The organism is Acidovorax sp. sif0632, from assembly GCF_019218805.1.
GTDB lineage: Bacteria > Pseudomonadota > Gammaproteobacteria > Burkholderiales > Burkholderiaceae_C > Acidovorax > Acidovorax facilis.
Genome location: NZ_JAHUWW010000003.1, coordinates 26,303 through 49,923, shown reverse-complemented (window position 1 = coordinate 49,923; position 23,621 = coordinate 26,303). Strand labels below are relative to the sequence as shown.

23 protein-coding genes are annotated in these 23,621 nt (G+C 64.2%); 14 read left to right on the top strand and 9 right to left on the bottom strand.

The features are described from left to right. The first annotated feature begins 9 nt into the window (after positions 1 to 9). The 9 genes from kdpB (at position 10) to KW832_RS10160 (ending at position 10,992) form a co-directional block, all read left to right on the top strand. A complete protein-coding gene (gene kdpB, locus KW832_RS10195; RefSeq protein WP_218299817.1) occupies positions 10 to 2,109 on the top strand; it encodes a potassium-transporting ATPase subunit KdpB in 2,100 nt (699 codons plus the stop codon). Between the two features lie 10 nt (positions 2,110 to 2,119). Further along, complete coding sequence (gene kdpC, locus KW832_RS10190) at positions 2,120 to 2,692, top strand: potassium-transporting ATPase subunit KdpC (protein WP_218299816.1); 573 nt, start codon at positions 2,120 to 2,122, stop codon at positions 2,690 to 2,692. Between the two features lie 50 nt (positions 2,693 to 2,742). Continuing rightward, complete coding sequence (locus KW832_RS10185; protein WP_218299815.1) at positions 2,743 to 5,514, top strand: DUF4118 domain-containing protein; 2,772 nt, start codon at positions 2,743 to 2,745, stop codon at positions 5,512 to 5,514. A gap of 8 nt (positions 5,515 to 5,522) precedes the next feature. Continuing rightward, complete coding sequence (gene kdpE / locus KW832_RS10180) at positions 5,523 to 6,227, top strand: two-component system response regulator KdpE (protein WP_255577654.1); 705 nt, start codon at positions 5,523 to 5,525, stop codon at positions 6,225 to 6,227. Between the two features lie 200 nt (positions 6,228 to 6,427). Beyond that, positions 6,428 to 6,742, top strand: coding sequence for a hypothetical protein (locus tag KW832_RS10175; RefSeq protein WP_218338451.1), 315 nt, complete (start codon positions 6,428 to 6,430; stop codon positions 6,740 to 6,742). Between the two features lie 87 nt (positions 6,743 to 6,829). After that, positions 6,830 to 6,952: a hypothetical protein gene (locus KW832_RS25650; protein WP_255577653.1), complete on the top strand. Its 123-nt coding sequence runs from the start codon at positions 6,830 to 6,832 to the stop codon at positions 6,950 to 6,952. After that, positions 6,949 to 8,067, top strand: a complete 1,119-nt coding sequence (locus KW832_RS10170; RefSeq protein ID WP_218299813.1) for a peptidase C39 family protein — start codon at positions 6,949 to 6,951, stop codon at positions 8,065 to 8,067. Before KW832_RS25650 ends, KW832_RS10170 begins: the two co-directional genes overlap by 4 nt. A 1-nt stretch (position 8,068) precedes the next feature. Beyond that, positions 8,069 to 9,604, top strand: coding sequence for a RimK family protein (locus KW832_RS10165; protein ID WP_218299812.1), 1,536 nt, complete (start codon positions 8,069 to 8,071; stop codon positions 9,602 to 9,604). A gap of 485 nt (positions 9,605 to 10,089) precedes the next feature. Beyond that, positions 10,090 to 10,992 (top strand): DMT family transporter, encoded by a 903-nt coding sequence (locus KW832_RS10160; RefSeq protein ID WP_218299811.1) that lies wholly within the window; start codon positions 10,090 to 10,092, stop codon positions 10,990 to 10,992. Between the two features lie 21 nt (positions 10,993 to 11,013). Here KW832_RS10160 and KW832_RS10155 read toward each other — a convergent pair whose 3' ends face one another. The 5 genes from KW832_RS10155 to lptF form a co-directional block, all read right to left on the bottom strand. Next, positions 11,014 to 12,186, bottom strand: coding sequence for a pyridoxal phosphate-dependent aminotransferase (locus KW832_RS10155; RefSeq protein WP_218299810.1), 1,173 nt, complete (start codon positions 12,184 to 12,186; stop codon positions 11,014 to 11,016). Positions 12,187 to 12,241: 55 nt separating this feature from the next. Then, on the bottom strand, positions 12,242 to 13,183 hold the full coding sequence (locus KW832_RS10150; RefSeq protein WP_010458783.1) for a CysB family HTH-type transcriptional regulator: 942 nt from the start codon (positions 13,181 to 13,183) through the stop codon (positions 12,242 to 12,244). A gap of 64 nt (positions 13,184 to 13,247) precedes the next feature. Next, positions 13,248 to 13,628 (bottom strand): sirohydrochlorin chelatase, encoded by a 381-nt coding sequence (locus KW832_RS10145; RefSeq protein ID WP_218299809.1) that lies wholly within the window; start codon positions 13,626 to 13,628, stop codon positions 13,248 to 13,250. Between the two features lie 33 nt (positions 13,629 to 13,661). Then, on the bottom strand, positions 13,662 to 14,768 hold the full coding sequence (gene lptG / locus KW832_RS10140; RefSeq protein ID WP_055396018.1) for an LPS export ABC transporter permease LptG: 1,107 nt from the start codon (positions 14,766 to 14,768) through the stop codon (positions 13,662 to 13,664). After that, positions 14,765 to 15,868, bottom strand: coding sequence for an LPS export ABC transporter permease LptF (gene lptF / locus KW832_RS10135; RefSeq protein WP_121420296.1), 1,104 nt, complete (start codon positions 15,866 to 15,868; stop codon positions 14,765 to 14,767). Before lptF ends, lptG begins: the two co-directional genes overlap by 4 nt. Before the next feature lie 73 nt (positions 15,869 to 15,941). Between lptF and KW832_RS10130 the strand changes: the two genes are divergently transcribed. Both KW832_RS10130 and KW832_RS10125 read left to right on the top strand, forming a co-directional pair. Further along, on the top strand, positions 15,942 to 17,441 hold the full coding sequence (locus KW832_RS10130; protein WP_218299808.1) for a leucyl aminopeptidase: 1,500 nt from the start codon (positions 15,942 to 15,944) through the stop codon (positions 17,439 to 17,441). Between the two features lie 7 nt (positions 17,442 to 17,448). After that, the gene (locus KW832_RS10125; protein WP_218299807.1) at positions 17,449 to 17,883 is read left to right on the top strand and encodes a DNA polymerase III subunit chi; all 435 of its coding nucleotides are present in this window, start codon (positions 17,449 to 17,451) and stop codon (positions 17,881 to 17,883) included. A 280-nt stretch (positions 17,884 to 18,163) separates the two neighbouring features. Here KW832_RS10125 and KW832_RS25905 read toward each other — a convergent pair whose 3' ends face one another. Continuing rightward, positions 18,164 to 18,301: a hypothetical protein gene (locus KW832_RS25905; protein ID WP_370628673.1), complete on the bottom strand. Its 138-nt coding sequence runs from the start codon at positions 18,299 to 18,301 to the stop codon at positions 18,164 to 18,166. Here KW832_RS25905 and KW832_RS25900 point away from each other — a divergent pair. Together KW832_RS25900 and KW832_RS10115 are read left to right on the top strand one after the other, a co-directional pair. Next, positions 18,300 to 18,500 (top strand): hypothetical protein, encoded by a 201-nt coding sequence (locus KW832_RS25900; RefSeq protein ID WP_055396105.1) that lies wholly within the window; start codon positions 18,300 to 18,302, stop codon positions 18,498 to 18,500. The two genes, KW832_RS25905 and KW832_RS25900, sit on opposite strands and share 2 nt — an antisense overlap. Before the next feature lie 131 nt (positions 18,501 to 18,631). Continuing rightward, on the top strand, positions 18,632 to 19,759 hold the full coding sequence (locus tag KW832_RS10115) for a branched-chain amino acid ABC transporter substrate-binding protein (RefSeq protein WP_121420293.1): 1,128 nt from the start codon (positions 18,632 to 18,634) through the stop codon (positions 19,757 to 19,759). 287 nt (positions 19,760 to 20,046) lie between these two features. Here the strand turns inward: KW832_RS10115 and KW832_RS10110 are convergent, their stop codons facing one another. The 3 genes from KW832_RS10110 to lexA all read right to left on the bottom strand — a co-directional run bounded on the left by KW832_RS10110 (position 20,047) and on the right by lexA (position 22,572). Beyond that, complete coding sequence (locus tag KW832_RS10110; RefSeq protein WP_121420292.1) at positions 20,047 to 21,054, bottom strand: D-2-hydroxyacid dehydrogenase family protein; 1,008 nt, start codon at positions 21,052 to 21,054, stop codon at positions 20,047 to 20,049. A 181-nt stretch (positions 21,055 to 21,235) separates the two neighbouring features. Next, positions 21,236 to 21,724, bottom strand: a complete 489-nt coding sequence (locus tag KW832_RS10105) for a hypothetical protein (protein ID WP_218300400.1) — start codon at positions 21,722 to 21,724, stop codon at positions 21,236 to 21,238. A gap of 173 nt (positions 21,725 to 21,897) precedes the next feature. Next, complete coding sequence (lexA, locus tag KW832_RS10100; RefSeq protein ID WP_121506230.1) at positions 21,898 to 22,572, bottom strand: transcriptional repressor LexA; 675 nt, start codon at positions 22,570 to 22,572, stop codon at positions 21,898 to 21,900. Between the two features lie 89 nt (positions 22,573 to 22,661). On the opposite strand from lexA, the gene KW832_RS10095 reads away from it, so the two are divergent. After that, a complete protein-coding gene (locus KW832_RS10095) occupies positions 22,662 to 23,612 on the top strand; it encodes an asparaginase (RefSeq protein WP_218299805.1) in 951 nt (316 codons plus the stop codon). Positions 23,613 to 23,621 lie beyond the last annotated feature (9 nt).

The window sequence follows — 23,621 nt, the reverse complement described above, 5'->3', positions numbered from 1 at the left end:
GGTATGGCAATGACCAAGAAAAAAACTTCTTCCGTTTCGCTGCTGGATGCAGCACTCATCAAGACTGCGCTCTGGGGAGCGCTGGCCAAGTTGAGCCCGTTTGTGCAGTGGCGCAATCCGGTGATGTTCATCGTGTACATCGGCAGCATCTTCACCACGCTGCTGTGGCTGCATGCACTCAATGCGCCAGAGGATGCCAGCATGCGCCCGGCGTTTGTGCTGGCCATCACGGTCTGGCTGTGGTTTACCGTGCTGTTTGCCAACTTTGCCGAGGCGCTGGCAGAAGGGCGCAGCAAGGCGCAGGCAGCCTCGCTGCGCGGGCTGCGCAAGGAGACCTGGGCCAAGAAGCTCAAGGAGCCGGTTCACGGCGCAGCATTTTTGCCCGAGCTGGCCACCAACCTGCGCCGGGGCGACGTGGTGCTGGTGGAGGCGGGTGACGTGATCCCGCTGGATGGCGAGGTGATCGAGGGCGTGGCCTCGGTGGACGAGAGCGCCATCACCGGCGAATCGGCCCCCGTGGTGCGCGAATCCGGTGGCGATTTTTCTGCCGTGACCGGCGGCACCCGTGTGTTGTCCGACTGGCTGGTGGTGCGCGTGGCAGTCAACCCGGGCGAGTCGTTCCTCGACCGGATGATTGGCATGGTGGAAGCTGCCAAGCGCCAGAAAACGCCCAACGAGATCGCGCTGACCATTTTGCTGGTGGCGCTGACCATCGTGTTCCTGGTCGTTACCGTGACCCTGCTGCCGTTTTCGATCTTCAGCGTGCAGGCGTCGGGCGCGGGCACGGTGGTCTCGCTGACCGCGCTGGTGGCCCTGCTGGTGTGCCTGATCCCCACCACCATTGGCGGCCTGCTGTCTGCTGTGGGGGTGGCTGGCATGAGCCGCATGATGCAGGCCAATGTGATCGCCACCTCGGGCCGGGCTGTGGAGGCCGCAGGCGACGTGGACGTGCTGCTGCTGGACAAGACCGGCACCATCACTCACGGCAACCGCCAGGCCAGCGCATTTTTGCCTGCGCCGGGTGTGTCCAAGGAGCGCCTTGCGCGCGCCGCCTTGCTGGCGTCGCTGGCAGATGAAACGCCTGAAGGCCGCAGCATTGTGGAGTTGGCCCGCCGCGCTGGCGTGGATGGCCAGAACCCGCAGGGCGTCAAGCTGGTGCCCTTCACGGCCCAGACCCGCATGAGCGGCGTGGACCTGCCCGCAGGCGAGGGGCAGCCGGAATTTGCGGGCACCATGCTGCGCAAGGGCGCCGTGCTGGCACTGGCCAAGCATGTGGAAGCCTTGGGCGGCAAGATGCCCCAGGATGTCATGAGCGCTGCCGACCAGGTGGCCCTGCGCGGCAGCACGCCCCTGGCGGTGGCCGATGGCAGCCATGTGCTGGGCATTGTGGAACTTAAGGACATCGTCAAGGCGGGCATCAAGGAGCGCTTCATCGAGCTGCGCCGCATGGGCATCAAAACCGTGATGATCACCGGCGACAACAAGCTCACGGCAGCGGCCATCGCGGCCGAGGCGGGGGTGGACGACTTCCTGGCCGAAGCTACACCCGAAGACAAGCTGGAGTTGATCCGCAAATACCAAGCCGAAGGCCGCCTGGTGGCCATGACCGGCGACGGCACCAACGATGCCCCCGCGCTGGCTCAGGCCGACGTGGCCGTGGCCATGGGCAGTGGCACGCAGGCCGCCAAGGAGGCGGGCAACATGGTGGATCTGGACTCCAACCCCACCAAGTTGCTGGAGGTGGTGGAGACCGGCAAGGCGCTCTTGATGACACGCGGCTCGCTGACCACGTTCTCCATCGCGAACGATGTAGCGAAATACTTCGCCATCGTGCCGGCCATCTTCGTGTCCACCTACCCGCAGCTGTCCGCGCTCAACGTCATGCAGCTGGCCAGCCCGTCGTCCGCCATCCTGTCGGCCGTGATCTTCAATGCGCTGGTGATCGTGTTCCTGATTCCCCTGGCACTGCGCGGCGTGCGCTACCGCCCGGTGGGCGCGGCTGCGCTGCTGCGGCGCAACCTGGCCATCTATGGGCTGGGCGGGCTCTTGGTGCCGTTTGTGGGCATCAAGCTGATTGACTGGATACTTGTGGCCGTCGGGCTGATCTGAGGAGATTCTGATGAAAAACATTCTTCGCCCCGCGCTGGTGCTGTTTGCCTTGTTGAGCGTGTTGACCGGCTTGCTCTACCCGTTGGCCGTGACGGGCGCTGCCCAGGCCGTGTTCCCCAAGGAGGCAGCTGGCAGCCTGGTGCAGCGCAATGGCCAGGTGGTCGGTTCGACGCTGATCGGCCAGAGCTTTACCGACCCCCAGCATTTTTGGGGTCGTCCATCCGCAACGGCGCCCATGCCGTACAACGCGGCTGCGTCTGGCGGCTCCAACCAGGGGCCGCTCAATCCGGCGCTGACTGATGCCGTGAAAGCGCGTGTGGAAGCCCTGCGCGCGGCCGACCCCGGCAACACGGCCCCCGTGCCGGTGGACCTGGTCACCGCCTCTGCCAGTGGCCTGGACCCGCACATCAGCCTGGCTGCGGCGCAGTACCAGGCAGGGCGCGTGGCGCGCGCCCGCAACCTGCCGGTGGCCAGCGTGAACGCCGTGATTGGCCAGCACGCGGAGCAACCCTTGTGGGGGCTGCTGGGTGAACCACGGGTGAACGTGCTGGCGCTGAACCTGGCGCTGGATGGCCTGCGCTAATGTGCTCTGACTTGGGCTGACATTGACTTGGCACCGATACTCGTTGATGCATGACTAACATCCCGCGCCCCGACCCCGACGCCTTGATTGCGCAACTGCGTGCCCAGGAAGCGCAGACCCAGCGGGGCAAGCTGCGCATCTACTTCGGCGCCAATGCCGGGGTTGGCAAGACCTGGGCCATGCTGAGTGCGGCCCAGCGCGAACGGCGCGCGGGGCGCGATATTCTGATCGGCGTGGTGGAAACCCATGGCCGTGCGGAGACCGCTGCGCTGCTGGACGGGCTGGAATCCCTGCCCCTGAAGCAGGTGGATTACCGGGGACGGAGCCTTTCCGAGTTTGACCTCGACGCAGCCCTGGCCCGCAAGCCCGCCATCTTGCTGGTAGATGAGCTCGCGCACTCCAACGTGCAGGGCTCCCGCCACGCTAAGCGCTGGCAGGACGTGCAGGAGTTGCTGGCTGCTGGCATCGATGTGTGGACCGCGCTCAATGTTCAGCATCTGGAGAGCCTGAACGGCACGGTGGGGGCCATCACCGGTGTGCGCGTGCACGAAACCGTGCCCGACACCGTTCTGGACAACGCCGATGAAGTGGTGCTGGTCGATGCCACGCCCGACGAGCTGATTGCCCGCCTCGGCGCTGGCAAGGTCTACGTGCCCCAGCAGGCCGAACGTGCGGCGCAGAGCTTCTTCCGCAAAGGCAACCTGATCGCCCTGCGCGAGATCGCCCTGCGGCGCACGGCGGAGCATGTGGAAGACGATGTGCTGGGCTGGCGGGTGGAGCAGTCGGGTGCTTCTGGCAGCCGCGTGGCCAGTGCCTGGAACACCTCGGGCAGCATCCTGGCCTGTGTCGGGCCCCACGAAGACGCGGCACAGACAGTGCGCACAGCCGCCCGCCTGGCGGGGCAGCTCAATGTGAAGTGGCATGCCGCCTATGTGGAGACACCCCGGCTGCAGCGCCTGGAGGCCGCCCAGCGCGACAAGATTCTGGCCGTGCTGCAACTGGCGCAGGAGCTGGGGGCCGAGACGGCCGTGCTGACCGGCGACCGCGTGGCGCCAGCCCTTGCGACCCAGGCGCTGCATTTGAACTGCGCCACGCTGGTGCTGGGGCGCCCCGCCGTGCGGGCTGGGTGGCGCAAGCTGCTGGCAGCCAAGGGCGTTGCGCGCGACCTTGCCGAACGGGCACCTTCGCTCGACATCGTCGAGGCAGCGCATGCGGGCAGCTCACGGCGCCTGCCCCAGGCGCTGTGGGACCGCCATGTGGGCCTGGACGATGACGGAGATGTGGGCGAACCCGGCGGAGGGCGCCATCGCTGGCAAGGTTTTTTGTGGGCACTGGGCGCCAGCATTACCGTCACGGTGCTGGCAACGCCGCTGCATGGTTTGCTGGAGCTGACCAACATCGTGATGCTCTACCTGGTGGGAGTTGTCGCGGTGGCCATGCGCTTTGGCCGGGTGCCCGCAGCCATGGCGGCGCTGCTGAATGTGCTGGCGTTCGATTTTTTCTTCGTGTCGCCGCGCCTGTCGTTTGCGGTGAGTGATGTGCAGTACATCGTCACGTTTGCCGTGATGCTGGGCGTGGGGCTGCTGGTGGGGCAACTCACGGCCGGGTTGCGGTTTGCGGCCGGGGTGTCGATCAGCCGGGAGCGGCGGGCCCAGTCACTGTTTGAACTGACCCGCGAGCTGTCTGCAGCGCTGGAGACCAGCCAGGTCATCGAGATTGGCGCGGCGGCCGTGCAGGGGCATTTTGGGGGGCGCGCCGTGGTGGTGGCGCTGGACGCGTCGGACCGCCTTCAGTACCCCGATGACCTGCCGCCGGGCTTTGACAAAAGCGTGGCGGACTGGACCTTGCGCCAGGGCCAGAGCGCCGGGCTGGCGACCAGCACCCTGGCTGCACAAACCTGGCGCTACGTGCCGCTGAAGGCCCCCATGCGCGTGCGTGGTGTGCTGGCGCTGGAACCCGCCCAGCCCCGCTGGCTGCTGATCCCGGAACAGGCGCAGCAGCTTGACACCCTGGCGCGGCAGATCGCGATTGCCCTGGAGCGTGTGCACTACGTGAACATTGCGCAGCAGGCCGTGGTGGACATGGAGTCGGAGCGGCTGCGCAATGCTCTGTTGGGCGCGGTGTCGCACGATGTGCGCACGCCCCTCACGGCCTTGATCACGCTGGCCGAGTCGCTACAGAGTGCGCCGCCACAAGAGACGGGCGCCGTGGCCCAATCCATCGTGCGCCAGGCGCATCAGCTCAATGCGCTGGTCAGCAACCTGTTGGACATGGCGCGGCTGGAGAGCGATGTGTCGGGGCAGAGCGTCCACCTGCGGCGGGACTGGCAGTCGGTGGAAGAAGTGGTCGGCTCGGCCATTCGGGCCGCCAGGCCAGCGCTGGGCGACATGCCCGTACGCACGGAGTTGCCCGCCGACCTGCCGCTGGTGGAGTTTGACCCTGTGCTCATCGAGCGCGTGCTGGTGAATCTTCTGGAAAATGCGGCCAAATATGGCGCGGCGCCGGTGGTGGTGAAAGCATCCACCACCGACAACATGCTGGTGCTGAAGGTGCGGGACCATGGCCCGGGCCTGCCCGCTTCGGTGCGTGGCAAAGAGCACACCTTGTTTGAAAAATTCACCCGGGGCCAGGCGGAGTCCGCAACCCCGGGTGTGGGCCTGGGTCTGGCGATCTGCAAGGCCGTCGTGCAAGCGCATGGAGGCACAATTTCTGCCACCAGCGCGGAAGGGGGCGGCGCCGAGTTCACGGTCACCCTTGCGCGGCGCGAGCCTCCGCCGGTTCCCGGTTTTGATGATGTGGAGCGGGGCGTTTCTGCCCCCTGAAGAAAACCATGCAGATACGAACCGTTTTGGTGGTCGAGGACGAAGCACAAATCAGGCGCTTTGTGCGCAGTGCGCTGGAGGCCGAGGGCTGGCAGGTGCACGAGGCTGGCACCCTGCGTGAAGGCCTGTCTGCTGCGGGCACCCGCCAGCCCGACCTGCTGGTGCTGGACCTGGGACTGCCCGATGGCGACGGGGTGGAGCTGATCCGCGATGTGCGGGGCTGGTCTGCCGTGCCCATCATCGTGCTGTCTGCGCGCACCGATGAGGCAGAGAAAATTGCCGCACTCGACGCGGGGGCGGACGACTACCTCACCAAACCCTTCGGCACCGGCGAGCTGCTGGCACGGGTGCGGGCCAACCTGCGCAGGCCCCGCGCCGCCACTGGCAACGGGCTAACGATGGAGGCCGTGGAGCCCCTGTTCCATTTCGGCGACGTCGAGGTGGACCGCAGCGCGCGCCTGGTGCGCAGGGCCGGGGTGGAGGTGCACCTGACGCCCACCGAGTACCGCATGCTGATGGTGCTGGTGGCCAATGCGGGGCGGGTCATCACCCAAAAGCAGTTGCTGCGCGAGGTGTGGGGCCCGATGCGCTCGGACCAGAGCCACTACCTGCGCATCTACATGGGGCACCTGCGGCAGAAGCTGGAGGCCGACCCCGCCCAGCCCCGCCACCTGCTCACCGAGTCCGGGGTGGGATACCGCTTGGCGGCATAGGGAATGCGGCAGCCCGGCGCACCCGCGCAGGTGCGAATCGAGCCCCGGTGTATTGACGGCGATTTGATGTTTGTGCCCGCAGTTTTTACGAACGATTTACGCCAGATTTCCTAGACTGAAAGCATGTTCAACACCGGCCACAAGCGCTCCTGCCAGGGGCTCAACGTGGTGAAAACATGCTGATGAAGAGTTGCCCCAGTATGGGCTTGCACCGGGTATCCCTGTTGCCTCTGTGCGAGGGCGATGGTGACCCCACCGCGTTGGTGCTGGTTCCGTTCATCACGCCGTATTCCAGTGGGCAAAGCCTGCGTGCAACGCTGCAGGCCGTGCTGGGGCGGCAACTGCGCGGGTACCGCCTGGCGTTCGACGTGCCCCGCCACACGGCCAAGGGCACTTTGTACATCCACCGGCGCGACCTGGAGGGCGCCAAGCGTTGCCTGGCGTCTGGCCTGCCCCAGCTCGAACTTGGTTGTGCGGCCAGTGCTTCTTGCGCGGGGGCGCTTTCATGCCGTTGAGCCATTGCAGCGCGCAAAGGTGCCAGGCCATTGAGGCTGGCTCTGTGCGCTGCGCCCTGCGTGGCTTGGGCCTGGAGCTGCTGCGCCATGGCTGATTGGATCGCATTGCTGCTGGCCGTGCTGGTGCTCGTGGTTCCGATCGGGGTGGGTTGGGTGGCATTGAAGCTGTCTGATCGCAAGGCCCAGCGGCCCCATGGGGACTGCCCATGAAGCGACAACTATCGGCGGATGCCAGGGGCGTCGCGCTGGCCGGGCCGGCAGATCTGCCTGCGCTGGATCATCTGGAGAACGCCGCGTTCTCCAGCGACAGGATCTCGCGCAGAAGCTGGGGGCGTCTGCTGGTGAGTCGCTCGGCCCGTGTTCTGGTGTGCCGCTCTGGCCATGCGCTGGATGGCGCCTGCGTGGTATTGCGCCGCGAGGGATCCTCCGTGGCACGCCTTTATTCCATCGCGGTGGTGCCGTCCAAGCGGCGCGCTGGCGTGGCCGCCAGGCTGCTGGAGGCGGCGATCCACGATGCGCGTGATGTGGGCTGCGCGGTGCTGCGGCTGGAGAGCCGGGGCGGTAACGTGGCCGCGCACCGTTTGTTCGAGCGCCAAGGCTTTGTACACACCGGGCGCAAGCCCGCCTATTACGAAGATGGCGAAGAGGCGCTGTGCTTTCAGAAGGACCTGTTTGACGGGGCGCTGGCGCAGGTGGGTGCGGCGCACCAGGTGCGCCACTATGCGCAGACGCTGGACTTCACCTGCGGCCCCTGTGCCTTGCTGATGGCGATGTCCGCCATGGACCTGGCCATGCCGGTGAACCAGGCGGCCGAGATCCGCCTGTGGCGCGAGGCCACCACGGTGTTCATGGCCGCAGGCCATGGAGGATGTGGGCCGTTTGGGCTCGCGCATGCCGCGCTGGCCCATGGCTTTGAGGTGTCGGTGTATGCGGCTGCCGGTGCCTCGCTGTTCATGGACAGCGTGCGCGATCCCCGCAAGAAGGACGTGATCCAGTTGGTGGAGAACGACTTCAAGGCAGCTCTGGAGGCGCGGCATGTGCCGATCCACGCGCGGGCTGTGTCGCCCGACAGCGTGATCGAGCAACTGCGGGCGGGGCGCTTGCCCATTGTGCTCATTAGTCTGTGGCGCCTGCACCGGGAGAAGACGCCGCACTGGGTGGTCATCACAGGCTTTGATGGTGCAGTGTTTCGCCTGCTGGACCCCATGGCGCGTTCCGGTGATCCCGATGGCGGTGTGTCCATCAGTTGGGGTGAATTCAAGAAGATCGCGAGGTATGGGCGCCGTGGGCGCACCGCAGCGGTCATCCTTTCTGGAAAGAAATAAATTGTCCTCAGAACATGTCATCGTGGTGGAGAAGGTGGCCGACTTCCGGTGGAGTGAGCCGGACCTCAAGGTCATCACGGCAGAGCAATTCGTTGCGGAGCAGCCGGACGACCGTGGACGCCTGCGCAAGGTCACCAACCTGTGCAGGAACTATGGCTACCTCAGCATGGGCTACTACTGCTCGTTGCTGGCCGAAGCGCGCGGCGACCGTGTAACGCCCAGCGTGGACACCATCCTGAGCCTGCAGCGCAAACGTATCGAGCCATCGGCGCTGGCGCAGCTGAACCGGCTGATTGGCCCGCTGAAGGAAATACCACGCTCTGTGAACACGCTGACGCTGCACATTTTCTTCGGGATCATGGACGACCCGGCGCTGGCGGCCTTGGCGCGCAAGAGTTTCGAGCTGTTCCGCTGCCCGCTCATGGAGGTCACGCTGGAGCGGCAGGAGCAGTCCGCCCACTGGCAGATCGGCGGCATACAGGCGCTGGACCTGCGCGATGTGGATGCTGCGCGCGACGAGGTCTTCGTGCAGGCGCTGCTCCAGTACACACGGCGCAGCTGGCGCCCCCTGATCGCGATGCCCCAGCCGCGCATGGATCTGGCCGTGCTGCACGACCCCCACGACAGCCTGCCGCCGTCCAACCTCAAGACACTGCGCAAGCTGGTGGACGTGGGGCAGCAGATGGGCATTGCCGTGGAACTGATCGAGAAGAAGGACCTGTCGCGCCTGACCCAGTTCGATGCGCTGTTCATCCGGGAGACCACGGCCGTGACGCACCACACCTTCCAGTTTGCGAGGAAAGCCATGGCGGAAGGCATGCCGGTCATCGACGACCCTGCGTCCATCCTGCGTTGCACCAACAAAGCCTTTCTGGCGGAGCTGCTGCGTGAACACGCCATTGCCACCCCGCTCACGCACATGGTCAGTCGCCGCACGCTGGCCGACATGCAGCACCGGCTGACTTACCCCGTGGTGGTGAAGGTGCCAGACGGAGCGTTCAGCCGCAGTGTGAAGAAGGCAGAGAGCTTTGAGCAACTGCAGGCCATTGCCAAAAACATGCTCAAGGAATCGGAAATCATCCTCGTGCAGGAGTTCATGTACACCGACTTCGACTGGCGCATCGGCGTGCTGGCCGGGCAGGCCCTGTTCGCGGCGAAATACTTCATGTGCGACGGGCACTGGCAGATCCTGCAGCACACCGCCAATGGCAAGTACACCGAAGGCCGGGTCCAGGCCGTGCCGCTCGATCAGGTGCCCCCGCAGGTGCTGGCGGCGGCAGTCAGCTCTGCCCGACTGGTGGGCAATGGTTTTTATGGCGTGGACCTCAAAGCCACGGCGTCCGGGGTGTACGTGATCGAGATCAACGACAACCCGAACCTGGATGTGGGGGTGGAGGACGCAGCCCTGGGCGATGGGTTGTACCGCGTGCTGCTCATGCACTTCCTCAAGCAGGTAGAGCAGCGGTTCAGTGCCCACAAGGCGGGCCCCCGCATGGAACGCCAGACTACCTTGAGCCTGGCAGTGGCTGCGGTGTAGGCCCTTGTTCTTTCCGCGTGTATGCCGCCAGTGGGCGGTTGCAAGCTTGCAGAGGGAGGGTGTGGGCAGATGGTGGGGCTGCTCACACCCGCTCTTTCTGCTGTGGGAAAGAAACTTATGATTTTGCTATCAAATAAATAGCTAATAACGCATTGTGGGTGAGCGGAAGGCAGCATTTTTTCTTGTATTTTTGGCTTGTACCTGCGCCGCGCTCCCCAAGAGGCTCCACGCCTGCGACTTTTTTTGCCGTACAGCCTGTGCAGATGCTGGCCTAGCGTGGGCTTCGGGCTGGCTCATCACGGCTGGCATGGCAGTTTTGTGTGCCTGTGTGGCGAATGGGTCTACGGCCAGGGCACGCGGGCGGAGCCCCAGTGGCCGGGCAGACGGTGCGATGATTGGCTGGCCCTCTGCCGTACTCTCGCTGCCTTGGCATTCCCCTAAGTCTGGCGTGACCGCCGCAGGCAGACGCTTCATCTTCACACCCCATGACCCAGGCAACGCCCCACCCGTCCCGCATCTCGAATCCGCTGGATTCACTCGTCCCCTTGCTGTTTGTCGCGCTCTGGAGCACGGGCTTCATCGGTGCCAAGCTGGGCCTGCCGTACATCGAGCCGCTGACCTTCCTGGGGCTGCGTTTTGCCATCGTCACCGTGCTCATGCTGGCCGTGGTGGCGCTGGTGCGTGCGCCCTGGCCCCCGGCGGGCAGGGCCTGGGGGCACATCGCGGTGTCGGGCCTGCTGGTGCACGGCGTGTACCTGGGCGGGGTGTTCATGGCCATCGGGCACGGGCTGCCGTCAGGCATCACGGCGCTGGTGGTGGGGTTGCAGCCACTGCTGACAGCCCTGGTGGCCGGGGCTTTGCTGGGCGAGAAGGTGCGGCCGGCCCAGTGGGCGGGCCTGGCCCTGGGCTTTACCGGCGTGGCGCTGGTGGTGGCCGGCAAGGTGGCCACCGTGCCAGCCAATGCACTGATGGGCATGCTGCTGCCCGCTGTGGTCGCGCTGCTGGGCATCACGGCCGGCACGCTGTACCAAAAGCGGTTCTGCCCCTCGTTCGACTTGCGCACGGGCTCGGTGATTCAGTACCTGCCCTGTGCCGTGGCCATGGCCGCCGTTGCCTACGCCACCGAATCCATGGCCATATCGTGGACGGGAGAGTTTGTGTTTGCGCTGGGCTGGCTGGTGCTGGTGCTCTCGCTGGGGGCGGTGAGCCTGCTGAACCTGCTCATTCGCCGGGGCGGCGCGGTGAACGTGGCCAGCCTGTTCTACCTGACCCCGCCCACCACCGCGCTGATTGCCTGGGCCATGTTTGGCGAGACGCTCAGCGGTTGGGCGCTGGTGGGGATGGCGTTGGCAGTGGTGGGGGTGTGGCTGGCGCGGCAGACGAGGTAGGGCCTCAATAGGCCCTGCAGATCACAGCTTGCGAAGCCGCTCCAGCGCGGCGCGCAGCGTTTCGTCCTTCTTGGCAAAGCAGAACCGCACCACGCGCTGGTCAAACCCGTCGCCATAGAACGCCGACAGCGGAATCGCCGCCACGCCCACCTCGCGGGTGAGCCACTGGCAGAAATCGGCCTCGTTCAAGTCGCTGATCGCCGAGATGTCCACGCACTGGAAGTAGCTCCCGGTACTGGGCAGCAGCTTGAAGCGCGAGCCCTCAAGGCCCTGGCGGAACAGGTCGCGCTTGGCCTGGTAGAACGCGGGCAACTGCAGGTAGGGCGTGGGGTCCTGCAAATAGGCGGCCAGGCCATGCTGCATGGGCGTGTTCACAGTGAACACGTTGAACTGGTGCACCTTGCGGAACTCGGCCGTCAGCGCTGCGGGGGCGGCCACGGTGCCGACCTTCCAGCCCGTGACGTGGAAGGTTTTGCCAAAGCTCGACACGATGAAGGCGCGTGCGGCCAGGCCCGCAAAGCGCGCTGCGCTCTGGTGCTCGGCACCATCGAACACCATATGTTCGTACACCTCGTCGCTGATGAGCAGGATGTCGGTGGGGGCGAGCAGGTCTTCGAGCTGGCGCATCTCCTGCGCCGTCCAGATGGTGGCGCTGGGGTTGTGCGGGCTGTTGATGAGGATGGCGCGGGTGCGCGGCGTGATGGCGGCGCTGATCTTGGCGAAGTCGGGGCGGAAGGTGCCTGGCGTGAGCGGCACGCGCACGGCCTTGCCGCCAGCCAGCTCGATGTTGGGTACATAGCTGTCGTAGCAGGGGTCGAGCACGATCACCTCATCACCCGGGTGCACGATGGCGAGTATGGCGGTGATGATGGCCTGCGTGGCGCCCGCCGTGATGGTGATTTCGGTGTTGGGGTTGTAGGCGCGGCCGTGCAGCGCCTCGATCTTGCGAGCCACGGCCTCGCGCAGCGCGGGGATGCCGGGCATGGGCGGGTACTGGTTGTGCCCGGCCTGCATGGCAGCGGTGACGGCGTTCACCAGCTCGGGGGCGCATTCAAAGTCTGGAAAGCCCTGGCCCAGGTTGACGGCCTTGTGTTCGGTGGCCAGGGCCGACATCACCGTGAAGATGGTGGTGCCGACGTGGGGCAGCTTGCTGGGGAAGGCTGGGGTGCGGGCGGCAGCGTTAGCTTGGGTCATGGCGCAACAACGTAAAAATCAAAGGTGTTTTGAAGACAGGCGAACTACGGCGAAGTCACAGCTCATAGTCGTTGACGTGCCCCGTCATCGCACGTGCGATAAGGTCACGGCTCAGCCGGTCGCTGAGCAGTTCGGCAAATTTATAGACAAAGTTGCGCAGGTAGGCGCTGCGCTTGAAGGCAACGCGTGCCACGCTCTGCCCGAAAAGGTGGCCCACAGGGCGCACGGCCAAGTCGCCCACCGGGTCGTCGCGCATGGCCATCTCAGCAACGATGCCGATGCCCAGGCCCAGGCGCACGTAGGTCTTGATCACGTCCGAGTCGATGGCTTCGAGCACGATGCGCGGCTGAAGCTTGCGGGCGGCAAAGGCCTGGTCGATCTTGCCCCGGCCGGTGAACGAGGGGTGGTAGGTAATCAACGCCTCGTGCGCCAGGTCGTCCAGGCCGATGCGTTCCTTCTGCGCGAGCGGGTGGTCGTTGGGCACGACCAGCACGTGCTGCCATTCGTAGCAGGGCAGGGTGACGAGTTCGGGGTAATCGGCCAGGGATTCGGTGGCCATGCCGATTTCGGCCACTTCATCGATCACCATGCGCGCCACCTCGTGCGGCGTGGCCTGGTGCAGGCTGATGTTGACTTTGGGGTAGGCCTCGCGCAGCCGGGCCACGGGCACGGGCAGCACGTAGCGGGCCTGGGTGTGGGTGGTGGCGATGCTCAAGGTGCCGCTGTCTTGTGCGCTGAACTGCTCGCCAATGCGCTTCAAGTTACCCACCTCGCGCATGATGACTTCGATGCTTTTGAGCACGTGCTGGCCGGGCTCGGTGATACGTTTGAGGCGCTTGCCGTGGCGGGCAAAGATGTCCACGCCCAGTTCTTCTTCCAGCTCGATGATGGCCTTGGAAACCCCGGGCTGGGAGGTGTGCAGGGCCTTGGCGGCTTCAGTCAGGTTGAGGTTGCGGCGTGCTGCCTCTTGAACGAAGCGGAATTGGTGCAGGTTCATATCTGATATCGCCTAAAGGGTTGCATCATTATGCTGCAAGCATCTAAGAGATATTGGAAGAACCTCAGCTTTGGGGCGCCTCGCACGCGATTTCTGCCATCAATGCGGTCATGCGCGGGTCTTCGCCGATGGCGGTCTGCACGTGGAAATGAACGCCGGGGTGAGCGGCACGCAGGTCCTGCACCAGCACGGGCAGGTCTTCACGCGCATGCTTGCCGGTGCCCAGGAACATGGGCACCACGGTGACCTGCGTGGCGCCCTGTGCGGCGAGTTGCTGGGCGGCATCTGCCAGTGATGGTGTGCACAGTTCCAGGTAAGCGCAAAGGACCGGCCTGCCAGGCTGCTGCGCGGCGATATGCGCCACAACGGCTTCCAGCGGCACGCGCCAGAGTGGGTCCCGCGATCCGTGTGCGAATAAAATGATAGCGGCTTGCGCTTGCTGCATAAGCGGTAGAGGCCCAAAAGGCTTAAAAAAATTTTACCGGCGAAGCACCAGCCAGCCGAAGGCGGCCAGCGACAGCACGGAATAGATGAGCCCAGGCGCGGCGGCGGTGAGCCAGGGCGACCAGTTCTGCAGGTTGCCTGCATAGCCGAACACGTTGTTCAGCAAGAAGAAGCTGATGCCCGCCATGACGCCGCCAAACACATAGCCCGCAATGCCGCCCGAGCGGAAATGCAGGTAGGCAAAAGGCAGGGCCAGCACCACCATCACCAGGCAACTGAGCGGGTAGAAAACCTTGCGCCAGAACTCGATTTCGTACCGCTGGGCAGACTGGCCGTTGGCGTCGAGGTGGCGGATGTACTGGAAGAGGTCGATGGTGGCCATGCGGTCGGGTTTGAGCAGCGAGGCGGCCACCATGTCGGCGCTGATGCGGGTGGGCCACTGCAAGGTGGGTGCATCCAGGTGCTCCACACGCGCCTCGTCGTTGCCGCGCTGTTCGAAGCGGCTGCGCTGCACTTGCTCCAGGTTCCACGCACCGTCCGGCCCAAACTGGCCGGATGCGGCCCGCGTCTGCGAGGCGAGCCGGCCCTTGGCATCGAATTCAAAGATACGCACGTCCAGCATGCCGCCATTGGGTGTGAGGGCGCGCACGTTCACGGCATAGGAGTGGTCGTCCTGGCGCTCTTTGAGCCAGGCGCCCGTGGCGCCAGTGGTCAGGCGCCCCAGGTATCGCACCTTGACGAGTTGAGCGGCGCGGTCGGTCAGCGGCGCAATGTAGTCGCCTACCGCAAAGGTCAACAGTACAAAGAAGCCCCCCAGCGCCACGAGGGTGCGCAAGGCGCGCCACGGGCCCATGCCGCTGGTGCGCATGATGGTGAACTCGGAGCTTTGGGCGAGCCGCGCCATCACGAAGATGGTTCCGATGAGCACGGTAATGGGCAGCAATTCGTACAGGTGGCTGGGAATGCTCAGCACCACGAACAGGAATGCGTGCGAGAGCTGGTAGCCTTCGGCGCCGGTGCGGCCCACCCAGCGCAGTTCGTCCACCAGGTCAAAAAAGAAAAACAGCGCCAGAAATCCGGCGGTGACAAAGGCCACGGCGAACAGGGCTTCGCGGTGGATCAGGCGGCGAATGGTTTTCATGCGGGGCTCCTGGTCGGACGGGGCTGCCAGAGCCGCCGCACGGTCCAGTGGTTGTGGCGCGCAGCCAGGATCAGCAGCGACATCGTCAGCATGCCGCCATGCAGCAGCACCATGAAGCTCACCAGGCCCAAACGGCCCGCACCCACCCAGCTTTGCCCCAGCGTCATGAGGTTGTAGTACACGATGAAAGCAAAAAGCGCGAACACCAGGCTGGTGCTGCGCGCAGCGCGCGGGTTGACGCTGGCCACGGCCAGGCCCAGCACGACGAAGTTGATGGCGGCCAGCGCCAGCCCCAGGCGCCAGCCCAGCTCGGCGCGGTAGGCGGGCAAGGGTTGCATCAGCAGCTCGTGTGTGGCGCGGGTCTTCACAGACAGTTCTTCCGCCGAGCCTGCAGGTGCCGACCCAATGCGGGTGCCGTATTCAGAGAACTCGCTGATCTTGACGCCGGGCTTGTCGCGCGAGGTCTCCAGGCGCTGGCCTTCGCTCAGCACCGCCATGCGCTCGCCGCCCCGTGTCTCCAGCCGCGCGCTGCGCGCAGAGGTCACGGATTCGCGGGCGCCGTCGGTGGCGGCGATGAAGATGTTGTTGCCAGCCTGCGTGTCGGGGCTGTCCTTGTCGATGAAGAACACCCGGCTTCCGTTGGAGGATTCCTGGAATTCGCCGGGCGCGATGCGGTCGATGTCGCTGCGTTGTTCGTAGCGCGTCTTGAGTTCCTGAATCTGGGAGTTGGCCCAGGGCCACACCAGCAGCGACAGCACAGCAATGACCACCATGACCGGCCACGCAAAACGCAGCAAGGGCCGCAGCAGGCTGATGAGGCCACGGCCGCTGGCAAACCAGATGACCATTTCGCTGTCACGGTACATGCGCGAAAGTGTGCCGACCACAGCGATGAAGAGGCTCAGGCTCAAGATGGTGGGCAACTGCCCCAGCACCGTGAAGCCCATGACCAGCATCACATCGGAAGGGCTCACGCTGCCCTTGGATGCCTGTCCCAGGGTGCGGATGAGCATCATGGTCATGACCACGGTCACCAGCACCACGAGCGTCGCGCCAAAGCTGCGCGCCAGCTCCTTGCGGATGGATGAATCGAATAACATTGGCTAGGAGCGCGCTATGCACTTTTGCGTGCATATCAAAGTGCATAGCACGCTCAAAAGGAAAACACCGATTATGAACTTTGATCTCAAGACCCTTGACCTTGCTGCGGCAGCTTCAGAGAAATGCGACCTGCTGGTTGTGCTGCTCCCTGAGGGCTTCAAGCCCGGCAAGGATGCGCTGTCTGCCCTGGCGGCCCTGGCGCTCAAGAACGGGGATCTGGCCACGAAGGCGGGCAAGCACCTGCAGCTGTACCAGGTGCCTGCCGTTGCCGCCCGTCGCGTAGTGTTGGTGGGGCAGGGTGACGGATCTGCCCGTGCCACCCGCCAGGCGCTGCAGGCGGTGGGGGGGGGCGTCAAGGCGCCGCAGACCAAACGGGTGGTGTTGTGTTTTGCCGGAGCCGTGCAGGCCGCTTCTGTCAGCGCCGCTGTGCAGGCCGTGGCCGAAGTGAGCTATGTCTACACCACCACCAAGACCAAGGTGGAGGCGCGCAGCCTGAGCCGCTGCGTGGTGGGTGTACCCACCGCCCCGGATGTGCGCGAGGACTTCGACGCCGGTGTGGCGCTGGTGGCTGGGGTGGAGTTTGCGCGGGAATGGGGCAACCGCCCCGCCAACCATGCCACCCCCACCCTGCTCGCCGACGCCGCCAAGACCCTGAGCAAGCTGCCCCGCATCCAGTGCAAGGTCCACGGCCCGGCCGAAGTGGCCCGGTTGGGCATGGGCGCCTTCCTCGCTGTGGCAAGGGGTTCCGAGGAACCCCTGAGATTCATCGAATTGCGCTACAACGGCGCGGCCAAGGACCAGGCTCCCGTCGTGCTGGTGGGCAAGGGCATTACGTTCGATACCGGGGGCATCTCCATCAAGCCTGCCCCGGAGATGGACGAGATGAAGTTCGACATGTGCGGCGCTGCCAGCGTGCTGGGCACCTTTCGCGCTCTGGGGGAGTTGCAGCCCTCGATCAATGTGGTGGGGCTGATACCCGCCTGCGAGAACATGCCCGATGGCCGTGCCGTCAAGCCGGGTGACGTGGTCACGAGCATGAGCGGTCAGACCATCGAAATCCTGAACACCGACGCCGAAGGCCGTCTGGTGCTGTGCGATGCGCTCACCTACGCCGCCCGCTTCAAGCCTGCCGCCGTGGTGGACATCGCCACCCTGACCGGCGCCTGCGTGATTGCGCTCGGTGGTGTGCGCAGTGGTCTGTTCGCCAACAACGATCCCCTGGCATCCGCATTGCAGCAGGCTGGCGAGTCTGCCCAGGACCCTTGCTGGCGCATGCCGCTGGACGACGACTATGCCGATGGTCTCAAGAGCAATTTCGCCGACATGGGCAATGTAGCCGGCCGTGCGGGGGGCTCCATCACCGCCGCGAAGTTCCTGCAAAAGTACGTGGGCGACGTGCCATGGGCGCACCTGGATATTGCTGGCACGGCCTGGAAGGGGGGCGCCGCAAAAGGTGCCACAGGGCGGCCGGTGGGACTTCTGGTGCACTATCTGATGGGCCAGGCCATTGCCGCCAAGCCGGTTTCCAAGCCTGCGGCGACAAAACGCTCCGTGCGCACCAAGACGGCCTGAGCGTGCCATGACCGAGGTTGCGTTTCATTTCAATGCGCCGGACAAACTGGCCTACGCATGCCGCTTTGCGCGCAAGGTGCAGCGCAGCGGGGCCCGCCTGGTGATTGCGGCGCCGCCCGACACCTTGGCGACGCTGGACCGCATGCTCTGGGCCCTTGCTCCGCAGGACTTTGTGGCCCATTGCCTCGGCGATGCTGATGAAGACCTGGTCCATGCGTCTCCCGTGTTGCTGACTGCCGATGCCCGGTCTGCCCCGCACCATGAAGTGCTACTGAACCTGCACGCGGAGGTGCCCGAGGGATTTGGCCGGTTTGATCGGTTGGTGGAAGTGGTGAGTGCACAGGATGAGTTGGATCGTGGCGAGGCCCGGGCGCGCTGGCGCCACTATGCATCGCGCGGCTATGCCATTACTCGCCACGACTTGGTGCTGAAAGCTGGCTGATGGCGCTGCCTCCTCCCAAAACGCCCCCGCGCTTTGTTCCCACCCTCACCGAAGTGGTGCAGGTGCCGGACCCCGCGCCTCTGCCGCCGGCGTCCTCTGCACCATTGCGCACCACGGTCATGTCTCCGTCCGCGTTGCCCGCTGCAAGACCCAGCCCGACAGCAGCGCAGCCTGCGACACGACCGCTGAGCCCACCTCTGCCCAGTGCCCGCCCGCCTGCTGTGATGGCGCCACGCCCGGCTGCACCAGCGCCCGTGCAGAGTGCGCCCGCTCCGTTGGTTCACCATGCTCCCGTTGCGGCGGTGGCGGCTCCCGCCTCTTCGTCTTCGCCTGCATCGCTCGCGTCGACCCTCGGGCCTTCAAAGACGCCCAGACCGCAGCTCACCCGGCCACTGCCTGAAGGCATGGAGGAGTACATGGTGCACAGGGTCATGCAGCGTGTGGACGTTGTGCTGGATCAACGTTTGCGCGAAGCCATCGCCACCGTGGTGCAGGAGCAGACACGATCGGTGCTGCCGCGACTGCGTGAAGAGATTGAATCCGTGGTCCGGCATGCCGTGTACGAGGCGGTGGCGGACGAGCTGGCCAGTGGCGCGGCCTCGGTGCCAAAGGGATGACAGGGTATTCCCCTGTGGTTTCTCTCGCGTTTAATCGTGTTCCCTAATGATCTGGCCCGTAAATTGCGATATGTTCGCCTGCGTTGAGACACAAGAAGATTCTCAGCGTTTATCTTTACTGGAGATTTGATATGCAATTGAAGTTGAAACTGACCGTGGTTGCTGCTATCGCGGCTGTTGCTGGTGTGGCCTCTGCACAAGAGCAGGTGGTCAAGATCGGCCATGTGGCTCCGGTTTCCGGCGCCCAAGCCCACTACGGCAAGGACAACGAAAATGGCGCCCGCATGGCCATTGAAGAGCTGAACGCTCAAGGCATCACCATCGGCGGCAAGAAGATCAAGTTCGAACTTCAAGCTGAAGATGACGCTGCCGATCCAAAGCAGGGCACGGCCGCTGCACAAAAGCTGTGCGACTCCAAAGTTGCAGGCGTTGTCGGCCACCTCAACTCCGGTACCACCATTCCTGCTTCCAAAGTCTACAACGACTGCGGCATCCCGATGGTGACGGGCGCTGCGACCAACCCCAACCTGACCAAGCCTGGCTACAAGACCACCTTCCGTATCATCGCCAATGACAACGCCCTGGGCGCTGGCCTGGCGTTCTACGCTGTGGATACGCTCAAGCTGAAGACCGTTGCCATCATCGACGACCGTACCGCTTACGGCCAAGGTGTGGCAGACGTGTTCAAGAAGACTGCCACTGCCAAGGGCATGAAAGTGGTGGACGAGCAGTTCACGACCGACAAGGCTACCGACTTCATGGCCATCCTGACGGCCATCAAGTCCAAGAACCCTGATGCCGTGTTCTACGGCGGTATGGACCCTCAAGCCGGCCCCATGCTGCGCCAGATGGAACAACTGGGCATGGGCAACGTCAAGTACTTCGGTGGTGACGGCGTCTGCACGTCTGAAATCGCCAAGCTCGCAGCGGGTGCCAAGACCCTGGGCAACGTGATCTGTGCTGAAGGCGGCTCTTCGCTGGCCAAGATGCCCGGCGGCACGGCCTGGAAGGCCAAGTACGATGCCAAGTACCCCAACCAGTTCCAGGTCTACAGCCCCTACACCTACGACGCCACGTTCCTGCTGGTGGACGCTATGAAGCGCGCCAACTCCGTGGACCCCAAGGTGTATGTGAACGAACTGGCCAAGTCCAACTTCAAGGGTGTGACCTCCACCATCGCTTTTGAACCCAATGGCGAAATGAAGAACCCCGCCATCACTCTGTACGTCTACAAGGACGGCAAGAAGACCCCTCTGTAATCGGAGTGGTCTGGCTCTTCAAGGTCTTTTTGGCTTTGGAGAGCGCCAAATAAAAGGGCTTCCTTTGGGAAGCCCTTTTTTTGTGGTTCAAATGCAGCTAGTTGGGGTGAGCAGGTTGTTCTGCTTGGCTGCTCAATGCCCAGGAGCTGGAGTTTGTTGAAGACTCGGGCGATGACCAAAACCGACGCTAGGCGAAGCAGAAGGTGCAATCGTACTGAGGTCAGGAGCTTCCAGTTTTGTTGCTTCCCGCAATAGCGAGGATGGATGTACCCGATTTTTGCGCCAAATTAACGCCGCACCTGCAGTGCGCCTGGATTCACGATGTTGGTGGGAGTGCCTTTGATGAAATTCACCACATTGTCGAACGCTGCACCAAAATAAAGCTCATAGCTGTCTTGCTCGACATAGCCAATGTGGGGCGTGCAAATGCAGTTCTCCAGCCGCAGCAGGGCATGGCCCTGAAGGATGGGTTCGCTCTCGAATACATCGACTGCGGCCATGCCGGGGCGGCCCCGGTTCAGAGCTGCAATCAGGGCATCGGTCTCAATCAGCTCGGCACGCGAAGTGTTGACCAGCAGGGAGGTGGGCTTCATGCAAGACAGATCTTCGAGTGAGACGATGCCGCGCGTTTCGTCGTTGAGCCGAAGGTGGAGCGAGATCACATCGCATTGCGAGAAAAACTCCTCGCGCGTGGTGGCAGCCTGATACCCATCCGTCAAGGCCTGGGCGCGTGATGCCTCACGCCCCCAAATGCGGACGTTCATTCCAAAAGCACGCCCGTAGCCCGCCACCAATTGGCCAATGCGGCCATAACCCCAGATACCCAGCGTTTTGCCCCGCAGCACGCTGCCAAGGCCAAAATTGGGAGGCATGGATGCCGTCTTCAGCCCTGATTGTTGCCAGGCGCCATGCTTGAGGTTGGAGATGTACTGCGGCAGTCGGCGCATTGCGGCCATGACAAGTGCCCACGTCAGCTCTGCGGGGGCCACGGGTGAGCCTATGCCTTCTGCCACTGCAATCCCACGTTCCGTACAGGCAGCTACATCAATGTGACTGCCGATCTTGCCGGTTTGCGCGATGAGCTTGAGACGGGGAAGTTTCTCCACCAGTTGACGGGTGATCTGGGTGCGCTCTCGCACGAGCACGATGATGTCAGCGTCTTTGAGGCGGACGGACAGCTGGCCCAGCCCCTTGACGGTGTTGGTGTAGACCTTGGCGGTGTACGCGTCGAGCCGGGATGCGCAGTGGAGCTTGCGGACTGCGTCCTGGTAGTCGTCGAGAATCACAATGTTCATCCCGACATTGTGCCTTGGCCACGCCGGTCGTTTCATACCGGACCGCCCCCTGGCACAGGAAAGGATGGGGCTTTTGGTGACGGAGTGTTGGCGACCTCGACAAGCGCAGTCCACAGCGATCAGGCAGCACCCTCCATATGCAAAGCAGTCAATGGATCGCTGGGTGGTGCATGCCTTGGGCTCAACAGGCTTGCAGCGCCGCCTCGGATGCAGCCAGGCGGTCTAGCTCGGCGCACACATCGGCCATGCGGCCAGCGATCACCAGTCGGCCTGAGCCGCCCGATGTGGGGACCCTGCGCAGGACCTTGGCAGCCCTGCCGCCTGAGCCGTCTGCCAATCTGGATGATCCACAGGCAACGCGGGTAGCGGCTGGCGACGGTATGAACGCCCGGGCATCGGTATTGGTGGCCACAAACCGTGTGGTGGCACAGGTGGGTGGTGTCTGCGGGCTGACCGTAAAGGGCCAGTTGCCTCGCGGTGGACGTTGGCTGGGGATGTTGGATGGACGGCGGGGCTTGTCAGTGCCTGCTGATCCGCTCCTGCGGCCCGGGTCCGTGTCATCGGGATGGGGGCGGGGCGCAGGCAGGTCTGCTGCAGACGGCTCCTTGAAGGTGTGGAGCCAGTGGGTCAGGGTACGCAGAGTCCCGGAGAGCGCAGAAAAGGTGGTCAAGGCAATTCCCATGTGAAAACTCCGAAGGTCGGGGGTTGGACATAGGCAGGATTGCAAAATAAACCGGCACCGCAGGGCTGGCGTACCGGTTTTACCAGTGCGCCAAACGCCCGCCACCTGCAGTGCGGCAGCTAACGAACTAATTCATGAGTGAATGCGATGGAGCGGTGTGGCTACATCAGCATGGTGTTGCGGATGAGGCCGACGGCGAGCCCTTCAATCTCAAAGGGTTCGCCGGGCTGCACCACGATGACCGGGTAATCCGGGTTCTCGGGCAGCAGTTCGATGGCGGTCGCAGTACGGCGCAGGCGCTTGACCGTCACATCGTCTCCCAGGCGGGCCACGATGATCTGGCCGTTGCGGGCTTCGCGGGTGGACTGCACAGCCAGAAGATCGCCATCCATGATTCCGGCATCGCGCATCGACATACCGCGCACTTTGAGCAGGTAATCGGGCTTGTGATGGAACAGGCTGTTTTCCACACTGTAGGTTTGGTCAACGTGTTCCTGCGCGAGAATGGGCGACCCTGCCGCCACACGTCCCACCAGGGGTAGCAACAGTTGTGAGAGTCCGGGAATCGGCAGGCTGAACTGGTTGCCGCGCGCTGCATTGATGGAGCGCACGGTGTCACCGCGCAACCGGATGCCACGGGATGTGCCACTGACCAGCTCGATCACGCCTTTGCGCGCCAGCGCCTGGAGATGTTCTTCTGCCGCGTTGGCCGACTTGAACCCCAGTTCGGCAGCGATCTCTGCACGGGTGGGCGGCGCCCCGGTGCGTGCAATGGCCGTCTGGATGAGATCCAGAATTTGTTGCTGGCGGGCAGTGAGTTTCGGGTTGTCGAGCATGGTGGTTTCCGGTGGAGGCGGCTACAGTGATGGATAACTGTTTTTTAATCCAGTAACTGTATTTTTCACCAGTTTTTCGGAGTACGCAAGTGAGTGGGCAAAAAATTGTGGTTTTGGGCACCGGAGGGACCATTGCAGGCACCTCCGCGCAGGCTGGCGACAACATCGGCTACACCGCTGCGCAGGTAGGGGTCGGGCAGCTGCTTGCAGCTGTTCCCGGATTGCAGCAGGCCGCGCGGGGCGTGCTGGTGGCGGAGCAGGTGGCCCAGATCGACAGCAAGGACATGGATGGCCAGGTGTGGCAGGCGCTGGCGCTGCGCTGTGCGCGCCACCTGGAAGATCCCGAAGTGCGTGGTGTAGTCATTACCCACGGAACCGACACGCTGGAAGAGACGGCCTGGTTTCTGCACGAAGTGCTGGACACCCGCGCGAAACCCGTGGTGCTGACCTGTGCCATGCGCCCGGCCACGGCGCTCACGCCCGATGGGCCTCAGAATCTTCTGGATGCTGTTGCTGTGGCGGTCACGCCCGGCGCACGGGGTGTGCTGGCGGTCGCCGCTGGCGAAATTCATGGGGCACGGCAGGTTCAGAAGGTGCACCCCTACCGGGTGAATGCGTTCAATTCGGGCGAGGCCGGGCCTTTGGGTTGGGTGGAGGAGGGGGCTGTCCGCCTTGTGCAGGATTGGCCCCTGGCGCTTGGTGTTCCAGCATTGAATGCTATTGAAAATGTAGTGAATGCCGCAGCCTGGCCCCGCGTGGAAGTGGTCATCAGCCACGCTGGCGCATCGGGAACCATGGTGGACGCACTGGTGCGAGATGGGGTCCAGGGGCTGGTGGTGGCCTGCACGGGCAATGGCACCATCCACCATGCTCTGGAGGCCGCATTGTTGCGTGCCCAGGAGGCGGGTGTGCGCGTGGTGCGGTCCACACGTTGCTCCGAGGGGCAGGTGCTGCCCAAGCCGGGGGACGCATTACCGGACTCCAAAGGGCTATCCCCCTTGAAGGCCAGGATCTCGCTGATGCTCGAACTGCTGCACTGAGCAACAAGG

Coding starts and splice junctions, on each gene's coding strand:
- kdpB (WP_218299817.1), top strand. CDS start 10: ATGACCAAGAAAAAAACTTCTTCCGTTTCGCTGCTGGATGCAGCACTC.
- kdpC (WP_218299816.1), top strand. CDS start 2,120: ATGAAAAACATTCTTCGCCCCGCGCTGGTGCTGTTTGCCTTGTTGAGC.
- KW832_RS10185 (WP_218299815.1), top strand. CDS start 2,743: ATGACTAACATCCCGCGCCCCGACCCCGACGCCTTGATTGCGCAACTG.
- kdpE (WP_255577654.1), top strand. CDS start 5,523: ATGCAGATACGAACCGTTTTGGTGGTCGAGGACGAAGCACAAATCAGG.
- KW832_RS10175 (WP_218338451.1), top strand. CDS start 6,428: ATGGGCTTGCACCGGGTATCCCTGTTGCCTCTGTGCGAGGGCGATGGT.
- KW832_RS25650 (WP_255577653.1), top strand. CDS start 6,830: ATGGCTGATTGGATCGCATTGCTGCTGGCCGTGCTGGTGCTCGTGGTT.
- KW832_RS10170 (WP_218299813.1), top strand. CDS start 6,949: ATGAAGCGACAACTATCGGCGGATGCCAGGGGCGTCGCGCTGGCCGGG.
- KW832_RS10160 (WP_218299811.1), top strand. CDS start 10,090: ATGACCCAGGCAACGCCCCACCCGTCCCGCATCTCGAATCCGCTGGAT.
- KW832_RS10155 (WP_218299810.1), bottom strand. CDS start 12,186: ATGACCCAAGCTAACGCTGCCGCCCGCACCCCAGCCTTCCCCAGCAAG.
- KW832_RS10150 (WP_010458783.1), bottom strand. CDS start 13,183: ATGAACCTGCACCAATTCCGCTTCGTTCAAGAGGCAGCACGCCGCAAC.
- KW832_RS10145 (WP_218299809.1), bottom strand. CDS start 13,628: ATGCAGCAAGCGCAAGCCGCTATCATTTTATTCGCACACGGATCGCGG.
- lptG (WP_055396018.1), bottom strand. CDS start 14,768: ATGAAAACCATTCGCCGCCTGATCCACCGCGAAGCCCTGTTCGCCGTG.
- lptF (WP_121420296.1), bottom strand. CDS start 15,868: ATGTTATTCGATTCATCCATCCGCAAGGAGCTGGCGCGCAGCTTTGGC.
- KW832_RS10130 (WP_218299808.1), top strand. CDS start 15,942: ATGAACTTTGATCTCAAGACCCTTGACCTTGCTGCGGCAGCTTCAGAG.
- KW832_RS10125 (WP_218299807.1), top strand. CDS start 17,449: ATGACCGAGGTTGCGTTTCATTTCAATGCGCCGGACAAACTGGCCTAC.
- KW832_RS25900 (WP_055396105.1), top strand. CDS start 18,300: ATGGTGCACAGGGTCATGCAGCGTGTGGACGTTGTGCTGGATCAACGT.
- KW832_RS25905 (WP_370628673.1), bottom strand. CDS start 18,301: ATGTACTCCTCCATGCCTTCAGGCAGTGGCCGGGTGAGCTGCGGTCTG.
- KW832_RS10115 (WP_121420293.1), top strand. CDS start 18,632: ATGCAATTGAAGTTGAAACTGACCGTGGTTGCTGCTATCGCGGCTGTT.
- KW832_RS10110 (WP_121420292.1), bottom strand. CDS start 21,054: ATGAACATTGTGATTCTCGACGACTACCAGGACGCAGTCCGCAAGCTC.
- lexA (WP_121506230.1), bottom strand. CDS start 22,572: ATGCTCGACAACCCGAAACTCACTGCCCGCCAGCAACAAATTCTGGAT.